Genomic DNA, 11,621 nt, shown 5'->3' on the forward strand with positions numbered 1-11,621 from the left:
AATCCGTATATGGAATACAATTTTAGAGAAATAGAGCAGAAATGGCAGGCAAGATGGGCTGCCGGAAAGACTTTCAGAGTAAAGGAGGATTCTGCAAAACCAAAATACTACGTCCTGGACATGTTCCCTTATCCATCAGGTGCAGGACTCCACGTAGGACATCCTCTAGGCTATATTGCCAGTGATATTTACAGCCGTTATAAGAGGCTCAAGGGATTCAATGTCCTCCACCCTATGGGATATGATGCTTTCGGACTTCCTGCCGAGCAGTACGCAATACAGACCGGCCAGCATCCTGCAAAGACAACCAGGAACAATATAAACAGATATCGTAGCCAGATGGACAGGATAGGTTTCTCCTACGATTGGAACCGTGAGGTAAGGACCTGCAGTCCCGGATATTACAAATGGACACAGTGGGCGTTCCTGAAGATGTTCGGCCATTGGTACAACAATGAGAGTTCAAAGGCCGAGCCTATAGAGAAACTTATTGCAATATTCGAGGAGGAAGGCAACGCAGGCGTGAATGCCGCTTGCACTGAGGGTCCGGTTTTCAGCGCAGAGGAATGGAATGCGTTCAGTGAAAAGGAGAAGAGCGATGCCCTCATGCGCTACAGAATAGCCTATCAGGGTGAAACATCCGTAAACTGGTGCCCGAAACTGGGAACCGTGCTTGCCAATGATGAGGTCAAGGAAGGCCTTTCGGTAAGAGGTGGCTTCCCTGTGGAGCAGAAGAAGATGAAACAATGGCAGCTGAGAGTATCGGCATACGCTCAGAGACTGCTTGATGACATTGAGGGACTGGACTGGACAGAATCCCTCAAGGATATGCAGCGCAACTGGATAGGACGCTCACAAGGTGCCGAGATGATTTTCAAGGTTGGGAAATGGGACGTAAAGATATTCACCACCAGGGCTGATACGGTCTTTGGTGTGACTTTCATGGTTCTTGCTCCTGAAAGCGAGTGGGTTGAGCTTCTCACAACTCCTGAATGCAAGGCAGCGGTTGATGAATACATAGCCCAGACAAAGAAAAAGACTGAAAGGGAGAGAATCTCTGAAACAAAGAAAGTCACAGGCGTGTTCACAGGTTCATACGGAACCAATCCTTTCACAGGTGAGAAAGTTCCTGTTTGGGTAAGTGACTATGTACTCAGCGGATACGGCACAGGAGCCATAATGGCGGTACCTGCTCACGACAGCAGGGATTGGGCTTTCGCAAAGAGATTCAAGCTGCCGATCATTCCTCTGATTGAAGGTTGTGATGTAAGCGAAAGCAGTTTCGACGCCAAGGAAGGAACAATGATAAACTCAGGCTTCCTTACCGGCATGAGCGTGAAGGAGGCCATTCCTGCAGCCATAGATGAAGTTGAGAGAAGAGGTATAGGCAAGCGCAAGATAAACTACAGGCTCAGGGATGCCATTTTCTCAAGACAAAGGTACTGGGGCGAGCCTTTCCCTATCTACTACAAGAATGGAATACCATCGCCGGTGGATGAAAAGGATCTTCCTGTAACTCTGCCTTCCATCTCCTCATTCCTTCCTACGGAGAGCGGGGAGCCCCCATTGGTAAGGGCAAAGGACTGGACTTACAACGGTTATCCTCTGGAAACGAGCACCATGCCAGGTTTTGCCGGCAGCAGCGCATACTATCTGAGGTATATGGGGCCGCACAACAGCTACTGTCTGGTGAGCAGGGAGGCCAATGAATACTGGCGCAACGTTGACCTCTACATAGGTGGAACGGAGCATGCCACAGGCCACCTGATATATTCAAGATTCTGGAACAAGTTCCTTTATGACCTTGGCTATGTGTGTGAGATTGAGCCGTTCAGGAAACTCATAAACCAGGGAATGATTCAGGGACGTTCAAACTTTGTTTATAGAATAAAGAACACCAATACCTTTGTATCGTACGGCCTCAAGGACCAGTATGACACAACTGAGATTCACGTGAACGTGAACATAGTGAATGCGGACCGCCTTGACCTTGAAGCTTTCAGGAACTGGATGCCTGAGTACAGGAATGCGGAATTCATACTTGAGAACGGGGAATACATCTGCGGATGGGCTGTGGAGAAGATGAGCAAGAGCATGTTCAACGTGGTCAACCCGGACAATATCTGTGATTCATATGGTGCGGACACTCTTCGCCTGTATGAAATGTTCCTCGGACCTCTTGAAGCTTCCAAGCCTTGGGACACAAAGGGAATTGACGGTGTTCACAGATTCCTCAGGAAATTCTGGAGAATGTTCTTCAACAACGACGAACTCTGCCTTTCAGACGGAAAGCCAAGTGCAGCCGAGCTCAAGGTTCTGCACAAACTTATCAGGAAAGTTGGTGAGGACATAGAAAACTTCTCATTCAACACTTCCGTAAGTGCCTTCATGATTGCTCTCAACGAGCTCCAGACACTCAAGTGCAACAACAGGGAGATTCTGGAGCAGTTCACAATACTGCTTGCTCCTTTCACACCTCACATCTGCGAGGAACTCTGGAGCCTGCTCGGGCACAATGAAAGCATAAGCGGCGCCCGCTTCCCTGAATACAATGAGGAATACACCAAGGAGAACACCTTCGAATACCCTGTGTCATTCAACGGAAAAATGAGGTTCAAGATTGAACTTCCCAAGGACGTTGATCCGGCAAGCGCACAGAAAGCGGTGCTTGAAAACAGCCTGAGCGCAAAATGGCTCGAGGGCAGGAGTGTTAAGAAGATGATTGTAGTGCCTGGAAAAATCATTAATGTTGTCTGCTAAAAATTTGAAATCATGACTGTGAGCAGTGAAATAATTCTGAAAGGAATCAAGTCCTATCTGATAATCACCTTAGGTATCTTCCTTTATGTGGTAGGTTGGATATCGTTCATGATTCCGCAAGGTTTGTCCGGAGGAGGCGTGACCGGAGTTTCAGCCATTATCAATTTTGCAACCAACGGTTACATAGACATTTCATATTCATATCTGGTTCTCAATGCCATACTTATCACAGCCGGAACCATAATCCTTGGAAAGGGATTCGGAGCCAAAACCATTTACAGCATCATCATGGCCTCCGTCATGTTCAAGGTGCTCCCCTACTGGGAATTTCTTACAACTTTGTCGGACATACCGGAACCTTGGATCAACGCAGTGATAAGCGGTACCCTGAGTGCTTTTGGAGTGGCGGCCATATTCTTTCAGGGCGGCAGTACAGGTGGAACCGATGTAATCGCTCTCATCCTCAACAAATACAGCAACACCTCCCCGGGAAAAGGATTCATGTACTGTGACCTTATAATCATAGGCTCCGTAATATTCCTTCCGGGCAAGGGTCTGCAGGATGTGGTATATGGTTACATACAGATGGTTTCCTTTACCTATATGCTTGATTCCCTGCTATATGGCTCGAAACAGTCCATTCAGATGTTCATATTCTCCGGCAAGTATCAGGAAGTCGGAGATATGCTTCTGCACAAGATGAGGCGAGGGGTAACCGCCCTTGATTCCGTAGGATGGTACTCTCAGCAGCCTGGCAAGGTGCTGGTTGTGGTTGCGCGTAAAAGCCAGATAACCGAACTCACAACCGCAATAAAGGAAGTTGACCCAAAGGCGTTCATATCGGTCACTCCAACCGCAAGCGTTTACGGACAAGGCTTTGACACAATCAAGGAAGTGAAGATCAATCCTAAGAAGAAAGCCGGAGTAATGTCCATTTTCACCGGAAGCGGGAACCCTTCGGAAAATAAATTCTAACATTTTTATGTATAGCAGACATAGCATTCTCATTCTGCTGAAGGAATATTCCATAATTACCTTCGGCCTTCTTCTCTATACTCTTGGATGGGATACCTTTCTCATTCCCAACGGACTGGTTGGCGGCGGCGTTACCGGTGTCTCCGCCATATTGCTCTATGCTTTCAATATTCCGTTAAGCGTTACTTTCTTTGTAATAAACGCAGTTCTGCTGGTCATAGGCCTGAAAGTCCTTGGCAAAGGATTCGGCGCCAAAACCATCTATGCAATAATAATAGCATCCGTATTTCTGGATGTGGTGCCGCAGTTTCTTTCAGATGATTTCATAAGGGAATTCGCAACAAGCAACGGCAAGCTTCTGTGCGCTCTTTGCGGAGGCCTTATGGCCGGGCTTGGAATAGGAATCTGTTTCTCACAGGGCGGCAGTACAGGTGGAACCGACATCATTGCGCTGATAATCTCCAAGCTGAGGAACGTAGCCCCCGGAAGAGTGATACTTACAATTGACATTTTCATTGTTGCAAGCGCCTTTCTTCTCCCCGCAAAGGAGATAGTTGATGCCGCAGGCAATGTAACCGGTGTGCAGCCTTTCGGTGAAAAGCTGGCAATCGTTCTGTACGGCTACATTCTTGTATTCGCAACAGGCTATGTGATTGACCTGTTCATTTCAGGAACGAAACAGTCATTGCAGATATTCATCATTTCTGAGAAATATGATGAAATAGCGGACCTTATCATCTCCGATCTCAGGCGCGGAGTCACACTTCTTGACTCGGAAGGATGGTACACAAAGAAAAGAGGCAAGATTCTGATGGTAATGATAAGGAAACATGACATAAGCATCCTCTATCGTATAATAAAATCGGTTGACAAGAATGCTTTCATTTCAGTAAGCAGTGTTTCAGGCGTTTATGGCAATGGCTTTGATGCAATGAAAAAGTAGTTGCATTTTTTATATACGATTTGATAATTTTTGTGAAATAAAATCGTACCCTATAGTTTTTTCACTACGTATATAGTTTCCGTGTACGGCTCAGAACTACTGATTTTTCATGGCCGTATATGTAACTTGCGTGTAAAAAATTATGGAACAACCACTGAAACCACTGTACATTCTGCACATTCCCCTGATTGCTCTGCTTGCCATCCAGGCTGTCAAACCATCGCACGCCTTTGTCATTGACTTCACTCTTACCAGCGTTCCCATAAGGGTTCTGACTCTGCAGAGAAACAGAATAATCAGCAGAAGGCGCTTGCTGCTCGAAATTGCACTCCTGGCAACGGTTCTTCCTGTTTCAACAAGTATTCTCATTGACTCGTTCTTCAATATTGATGTCTTCCTGATTCCATACTACCTATGGAACCTTGGCATGGCGTTGCTATTATTGTATGCTACAATGAAATTCATCCTGAAGACCTGCACGAATCCATCACTTCTCCCCGGCATCAGGGATTTGAAGCGCATTATCCGCAATTCCATACTGTTCATAGTCTGGTGTGCCGCCGCTCCCCTGATTGCTGGCCGCTGCGAGCGCGAATTCCTGTGGTTATGGTTTGTGAGCTTCATAATCATTTTCCATTCAGCGGAATCCGGTGGCAGGAAGAACAGCAGAAAGCGGGAGCCTCTTCCTTACGAACAGGTATCTGAATCGTATGTTCCCGTTGTTGAGGACAACACCGGCAGCCTGCTGGTAGAGAATTTGAAGAAGTATCTCATTCAGGATCAAGGTTGCCTCAATAAAAAACTTACGGAAAAGGGACTTGCACAGGAACTTGGCACCAACAGATGCTATCTTTCAAGGACGGTCAACAGCAGACTGGGATGTAGCATTCCCTTGTTCATCAATAAGTGCCGTATCTATTTTGCCTGTAAGATGATGATTGAAAACCCCGATCTCACGAACAGTTACATCAGTGAGTGCTGCGGTTTTGCCGCATCATCAACTTTCAACAACAGTTTCAAGAAGGCAACGGGGAAGACCCCTCATATCTGGAGAAGGGAGGCAATGATTGTAATAGCAAATACAGGTAAATATGATTTCGATGATTTATTTAACGGACTGGATCAAAAGGAAGATTAGGGACTTTGCCTGCAAAGTTGACAGTTTGCTGTTTGACACGGATGAAAGCTGGATTGATATTGAACATACTGAATTCACCGAATGCCGGATAAGGAAGCAGACAAAGAACAACTATCAGAAAATACTCGACAATTCAGACAGAATACTCCTCAAGGATGAACTGTACCTGAAACAGATCAAGCTCGACGAACTGGCGAAACTCTCCTATACCAACCGGAATTATCTTTCTTACGCAATCAAGGACATAAAAGGCACCACCTACAAGCATTATATCAACGGCTTCAAATTATTGCATGCTTCACGTCTGCTGCAGCATAATCCCGGCATGAGTCTTCACGAGGCAGGAAGCCTGAGTGGCTTTACAAGAACAAGCGCACTGCTTGAAGAACTTGAAAGGAGTGCCGACCCCGCTTTGGATTGGATGAAAAAGAAGTATCTTTGTAAGAAATAACAAAGAAAGCGCAATGGCACAACAGGATCCGAAAATCATTTTCTCAATGAACGGTGTAGGCAAAGTCCTCCCGCACAACAACAAGGTCATACTCAAGGACATTTATCTTTCATTCTTCTACGGAGCCAAGATAGGCATCATAGGATTGTACGGAAGCGGAAAGTCCACGCTCATGAAAATCATTGCGGGTGTGGAGAAGGCTTACAAGGGAGAAGTGGTCTTCGCCCCGGGATATTCCGTTGGATACCTTGAGCAGGAACCTGTTCTTGATGATTCCAAGACAGTTCGTGAAATTGTTGAGGAAGGTGTTCAGGACGTTGTTGACCTTCTCAAGGAATATGAGGATATAAACAACAAGTTCATGGAACCTATGGACGATGAGCAGATGAACAAGCTCATTGAACGCCAGGGTGAAGTGACTGAAAAGATTGATGCATGCAACGGCTGGGAACTTGATGCCAAGCTTGAACGGGCAATGGATGCCCTGATGTGCCCTGAACCGGACGCTTCAGTTGCCACACTGAGCGGAGGTGAGCGCAGAAGAGTTGCATTATGCCGTCTTCTTCTCAAAGAGCCTGATGTACTTCTGCTCGATGAGCCTACCAACCACCTTGATACGGAAAGTATCCAGTGGCTTGAAGCCCATCTCCAGCAATACAAGGGCACGGTGATTGCCGTAACCCACGACCGCTACTTCCTTGACAATGTTGCAGGATGGATTCTTGAGCTTGACCGTGGAGAAGGCATTCCTTGGAAGGGCAATTACTCCTCATGGCTGGACCAGAAGACCAAGCGCCTTGCCCTTGAGGAGAAGCAGGAGAGCAAGAGAAGAAAGACCCTTGAACGTGAGCTTGAATGGGTGAGAATGGCTCCGAAAGCCAGACAGGCTAAATCCAAGGCACGTCTGGGCGCTTACGAGAAAATGCTCAACGAGGATGGGAAGCAGAAGGAGGAACGCCTTGAAATCTTCATTCCTAACGGTCCAAGGCTCGGCAGCAATGTAATAGAGGCGGTTAACGTAAAGAAAGGTTTTGGAGACAAGCTTCTTTTCGAGAACCTCAACTTTGCGCTGCCACCTGCAGGCATCGTGGGAGTCATAGGACCTAACGGCGCAGGAAAGACAACGCTGTTCCGCCTGATTATGGGATATGACACTCCCGATAGCGGAGATTTCAAAGTGGGCCAGACCGTGAAGCTTGCATATATAGATCAGCAGCACAAGCAGATAGACCCGGACCTGACAGTTTACCAGACCATATCCTCAAACTCCGAGTTCGTAAGGCTTGGCAACAGGGAGATTCCAGCAAGAACCTACGTTTCACGTTTCAATTTCAGCGGGGCGGATCAGGAGAAGCTTTGCGGAATACTCAGTGGCGGTGAGAGGAACAGACTGCATCTTGCACTGGCATTGAAGGAGGAAGGCAACGTGCTTCTGCTCGACGAGCCTACCAACGACGTTGACGTGAACACCATCAGAGCCCTTGAGGAAGGCCTTGAGAACTTTGCAGGCTGCGCTGTTGTAATATCGCACGACCGATGGTTCCTTGACAGGATATGCACGCATATCCTGGCCTTTGAGGGTGAAGGCAAGGTGTATTTCTTTGAAGGCTCCTATTCGGAATATGAGCAGAACAAGAAGATGCGTCTCGGGAATACCGAACCTAAGAGATTCAAATACAAGAAATTAGTGGAGTGATGCTCCTATCAGGCGCATGAACTCCTCACGCGTCCTTATATCCTTGAGGAACACGCCGGTAAATGCAGACGTGGTAGTTACGGAATTCTGTTTCTGTACACCGCGTATCTGCATGCACATGTGTGCGGCCTCAATGACCACGGCAACGCCAAGAGGATTGAGCGTGTCCTGAATGCAGTCACGTATCTGCACCGTAAGACGTTCCTGAACCTGAAGCCTGCGCGCAAAGGCGTCAACCACCCTTGGAATCTTGCTCAGGCCGGTGATGTATCCGTTTGGAATATATGCCACGTGCGCCTTTCCATAGAAAGGAAGCATGTGATGCTCACACATTGAGTACAGCTCTATGTCCTTCACAAGCACCATCTGCTGATACTCCTCCTTGAACAGGGCCGACTTCAATATTGCAACCGGATCCATATCGTAACCGGATGTGAGGAACTGCATTGACTTTGCAACGCGCATCGGGGTTTTCAGCAAACCTTCCCTGCCGGGGTCCTCTCCAAGGAGTTCAAGTACTGATTTATAATGATTTGCCAGCTGCTGCGTAGTCTGCTGGTCAAATTCCTCTATCTTGTTATATGACATATCTGCTCGAACATTTTTTACAAAGATAAAAATATTATCTAATTTTGGAGACTATTGGCTTTCCTTCCCCACAAACGGACCATGCAAGAAAGAACAGGCTATGAAAGAAGAAGTAATCAGAATTGAAGGTATCAGGAAAATCTACACCATAGGCAAGGAAGAGGTGAGAGCGCTTGATGGTGTTGACCTTACCATTTACAGGAACGAGTACGTTGCAATCATGGGGCCTTCCGGCAGTGGCAAGTCAACAATGATGAACATTCTGGGCTGTCTTGACACCCCCACTTCGGGCACATACATATTGAACGGCACGGACGTAAGCTGTATGGGCGACAACGAACTTGCCGATGTCCGCGGAAAGGAGATCGGCTTTGTCTTCCAGTCCTTCAACCTGCTTCCAAGGTACAGTTCACTTGAGAACGTTGAGCTGCCTCTTATCTATCGAGGTGTACCTAAAGATCAAAGGGATGAGCTGGGCAGAAAGGCTCTTGAGAACGTAGGGCTTGCAGACCGCATGGATCACAGGCCCAACGAGCTTTCCGGAGGACAGCGGCAGAGGGTTGCTGTAGCCAGAGCTCTTATAAACCACCCTTCGATAATTCTTGCAGACGAGCCTACAGGGAACCTGGACACAAAGACCTCGATTGACATAATGAGGCTTTTTGAGGAGATCCATCGCAGTGGAAATACAATAATAGTGGTGACTCACGAGGAGGACATAGCACAGCATGCCCGCAGGATAATAAGGCTGCGCGACGGAAAGATAGAGTCCGATTCGCCTAATCCGCATCCTGCAATGGAGGGGATTGAAATACAGACAGTTTAGAAATAAGGACTACATATGAAGATATACACTAAGACAGGAGACAGCGGCACAACTTCGCTGGTTGGTGGAACAAGGGTTCCCAAATGCTGCACCAGAGTTGACGCGTATGGAGACGCAGATGAACTGATAAGCTGGCTTGGGCTCATCATAGCCGCCACGCCGGATGAGTTCGCAAATGAAAAATCCTTCCTTCTTGAAATCCAGAAGGAGCTCATGGCCATTTCAGCACATTTCGCCTGCGATGGCAAAGTGGCCAAACTGAAGGATCTTGATGCCTGTGCGGTTGAGCTTCTTGAAAAGGAGATAGACAGGATGACAGGCGAAATCCCTGCACAGACAGCTTTCATTCTGCCTGGTGCGCCAAGATATTCCGCCGCCGCACACGTTGCGCGCACGGTATGCCGCCGATGTGAAAGGCATGCGCTGAAAATATTGGCTGAGGAAGGCAATGCCGCAGACAGTGAAATGTGCGGACACAACATTGAGAACATATCCGTTGGAATAAGATATCTGAACAGACTTTCCGACTATCTGTTCACACTTGGACGCTACTTCACCAACAAAAGCGGTGGTCAGGATATCAACTGGCTTCCATAATATTTGCATAATATTTTGAGAATAAGATAAAAAACAATAACTTTGCCCACCTTTTCTCGGGAAGATAAGGAAGTTTTTTATTTTATTAATTTTAAACTGAACAGAAAATGTCTGTAAAAATCCGTTTGGCACGTCATGGTAAGAAAGGTTATGCTTTCTATCATATCAACGCCACTGACAGCAGAGCACCACGTGATGGTCGCTACATTGAGAATCTGGGTTCATACAACCCTAACACCAACCCTGCAACCATAGTTCTCAACTTTGAGAGAGCGCTTTATTGGCTTTCAGTTGGTGCACAGCCTTCAACAACCTGCAGAAGAATCCTTTCCTACAAGGGTGTTCTTCTTAGAAAACACCTCAACGAGGGTGTTGCAAAGGGTGCGCTCACACAGGAGCAGGCTGATGCAAAATTCAATGCTTGGATGATGGAGAAGGAGAACAAGATTTCTTCAAAGAAGACTTCTCTCATTCAGAACGCTAACACAGCAAAGAAATCCGCTATTGAGGCTGAGTCCAAGGTTAACGTTGCAAGAGCTGAGGCTATTGCAAAGAGAAAAGCCGAGGAACAGGCAGCAAAAGAGGCTGAAGCAGCAGCAAAGGCAGCTGAAGAGGCCGCAGCAGCAGCTGCAGCAGAGGCTCCAGCTGAAACACCGGCTGAGGCATAAGTTAAAGCCCGAAGCGCAAAACTTTAAAAGGAACCGACCAATTCTGGCCGGTTTCTTTGTATTTAGAGCTAGTATCATAGCCTTTACTGAAGGTATAGACCATCTTCAGGACTCGCACACAAGTGCGCTCGGCCCCTCCCAAGTTCGCAAGCTCGCTTGGGCCCCTCCCCCTATACCGGTCCGGGGGTGGACAGGCCTTCAGATGGTCTATACCTTCAGTAATTTCATCGATAAAGCATATTTTACGGATCATGCGTAAAACCCTGTGTTCAGTTCAGGCAAGTGGCAGAATGCCAAAGTGCCAGAGTAACAGAGCACAAGGCGCAGTATAAAATGAAAATCACCGTCCACGCCTGAATGGACCACACCACACTCTGGCGATGGTAAGCGTGGACGATGAGGCAATTCTGCCTCACCCTCCACGCCAATCCGCCCCACAAGACCATTCAAGCCAAGTAAGCGTGGACGGTGATATTTGGTTTAGCACTATAGAAGCATATAGTTTACATCGTACATCACTGCCCGAAAAAGACCTGTCCATGCGAACCTTGCCTGAGTGCATTCCTGCACGGTTCCGGTGGACAGGTGTGCCCTTTCGGGTGAGACCTGTCCAATAGTCCGCTGTCACAGCGCATTACGGTGTACTTGAATGGACAGGTGTTTTTCATGTTCGCAGATTCATGCGCTCGCCTCACTCTGAAACGATGCTGATTTGCAGCCAGACCGCTTTGTCCGTACATCTTCATGTCACCAATCAATCGTGATACTGTGTCTACTGTGCTCAATACCTGATTGATATGGGTATTGAGCACGCATAGATTCGCAATCCATTGATAATCAGCGGTGAATTTCTGGCCACCATGCTCAATACCAAGCAATGAAGTGCATTGAGCACACTACCCGTGCATTTTATCGTCCGAACAGCGGATGTAATACCAGCGCTATTTTACATCAGAACACAGGGTTTTGCACCTGAGCC

10 protein-coding genes are annotated in these 11,621 nt (G+C 47.3%); 9 read left to right on the forward strand and 1 reads right to left on the reverse strand.

All coding sequences use genetic code 11. From position 1 onward, the window contains the following. Positions 1 to 9 precede the first annotated feature (9 nt). From leuS to ettA, 6 genes are all read left to right on the forward strand, one after another. The gene (gene leuS, locus AC06L3_RS00745; RefSeq protein ID WP_475668713.1) at positions 10 to 2,760 is read left to right on the forward strand and encodes a leucine--tRNA ligase; all 2,751 of its coding nucleotides are present in this window, start codon (positions 10 to 12) and stop codon (positions 2,758 to 2,760) included. Positions 2,761 to 2,772: 12 nt separating this feature from the next. Beyond that, on the forward strand, positions 2,773 to 3,735 hold the full coding sequence (locus AC06L3_RS00750) for a YitT family protein (RefSeq protein WP_475668714.1): 963 nt from the start codon (positions 2,773 to 2,775) through the stop codon (positions 3,733 to 3,735). 7 nt (positions 3,736 to 3,742) lie between these two features. Continuing rightward, positions 3,743 to 4,678, forward strand: coding sequence for a YitT family protein (locus AC06L3_RS00755; protein WP_475668715.1), 936 nt, complete (start codon positions 3,743 to 3,745; stop codon positions 4,676 to 4,678). A 142-nt stretch (positions 4,679 to 4,820) separates the two neighbouring features. Next, positions 4,821 to 5,816, forward strand: a complete 996-nt coding sequence (locus AC06L3_RS00760) for a helix-turn-helix domain-containing protein (protein WP_475668716.1) — start codon at positions 4,821 to 4,823, stop codon at positions 5,814 to 5,816. Then, positions 5,779 to 6,267, forward strand: a complete 489-nt coding sequence (locus tag AC06L3_RS00765) for a helix-turn-helix domain-containing protein (RefSeq protein ID WP_475668717.1) — start codon at positions 5,779 to 5,781, stop codon at positions 6,265 to 6,267. The genes AC06L3_RS00760 and AC06L3_RS00765 overlap by 38 nt, the downstream gene beginning before the upstream one ends. Positions 6,268 to 6,280: 13 nt before the next feature. Then, positions 6,281 to 7,963: an energy-dependent translational throttle protein EttA gene (ettA, locus tag AC06L3_RS00770; protein WP_475668718.1), complete on the forward strand. Its 1,683-nt coding sequence runs from the start codon at positions 6,281 to 6,283 to the stop codon at positions 7,961 to 7,963. Here the strand turns inward: ettA and folE are convergent. After that, complete coding sequence (folE, locus tag AC06L3_RS00775; RefSeq protein ID WP_475668719.1) at positions 7,952 to 8,551, reverse strand: GTP cyclohydrolase I FolE; 600 nt, start codon at positions 8,549 to 8,551, stop codon at positions 7,952 to 7,954. The two genes, ettA and folE, sit on opposite strands and share 12 nt — an antisense overlap. A 100-nt stretch (positions 8,552 to 8,651) precedes the next feature. On the opposite strand from folE, the gene AC06L3_RS00780 reads away from it, so the two are divergent. From AC06L3_RS00780 to AC06L3_RS00790, 3 genes are all read left to right on the forward strand, one after another. Beyond that, a complete protein-coding gene (locus AC06L3_RS00780; protein ID WP_475668720.1) occupies positions 8,652 to 9,377 on the forward strand; it encodes an ABC transporter ATP-binding protein in 726 nt (241 codons plus the stop codon). A 15-nt stretch (positions 9,378 to 9,392) separates the two neighbouring features. Then, positions 9,393 to 9,974: a cob(I)yrinic acid a,c-diamide adenosyltransferase gene (locus tag AC06L3_RS00785; protein ID WP_475668721.1), complete on the forward strand. Its 582-nt coding sequence runs from the start codon at positions 9,393 to 9,395 to the stop codon at positions 9,972 to 9,974. A 107-nt stretch (positions 9,975 to 10,081) separates the two neighbouring features. After that, complete coding sequence (locus AC06L3_RS00790) at positions 10,082 to 10,642, forward strand: 30S ribosomal protein S16 (RefSeq protein WP_475668722.1); 561 nt, start codon at positions 10,082 to 10,084, stop codon at positions 10,640 to 10,642. The last annotated feature ends 979 nt before the right edge of the window (positions 10,643 to 11,621 follow it).

This window comes from Candidatus Egerieousia sp., from assembly GCF_056211015.1.

Coding starts and splice junctions, on each gene's coding strand:
- folE (WP_475668719.1), bottom strand. CDS start 8,551: ATGTCATATAACAAGATAGAGGAATTTGACCAGCAGACTACGCAGCAG.
- AC06L3_RS00780 (WP_475668720.1), top strand. CDS start 8,652: ATGAAAGAAGAAGTAATCAGAATTGAAGGTATCAGGAAAATCTACACC.
- AC06L3_RS00790 (WP_475668722.1), top strand. CDS start 10,082: ATGTCTGTAAAAATCCGTTTGGCACGTCATGGTAAGAAAGGTTATGCT.
- leuS (WP_475668713.1), top strand. CDS start 10: ATGGAATACAATTTTAGAGAAATAGAGCAGAAATGGCAGGCAAGATGG.
- AC06L3_RS00760 (WP_475668716.1), top strand. CDS start 4,821: ATGGAACAACCACTGAAACCACTGTACATTCTGCACATTCCCCTGATT.
- AC06L3_RS00750 (WP_475668714.1), top strand. CDS start 2,773: ATGACTGTGAGCAGTGAAATAATTCTGAAAGGAATCAAGTCCTATCTG.
- AC06L3_RS00785 (WP_475668721.1), top strand. CDS start 9,393: ATGAAGATATACACTAAGACAGGAGACAGCGGCACAACTTCGCTGGTT.
- ettA (WP_475668718.1), top strand. CDS start 6,281: ATGGCACAACAGGATCCGAAAATCATTTTCTCAATGAACGGTGTAGGC.
- AC06L3_RS00755 (WP_475668715.1), top strand. CDS start 3,743: ATGTATAGCAGACATAGCATTCTCATTCTGCTGAAGGAATATTCCATA.
- AC06L3_RS00765 (WP_475668717.1), top strand. CDS start 5,779: ATGATTTATTTAACGGACTGGATCAAAAGGAAGATTAGGGACTTTGCC.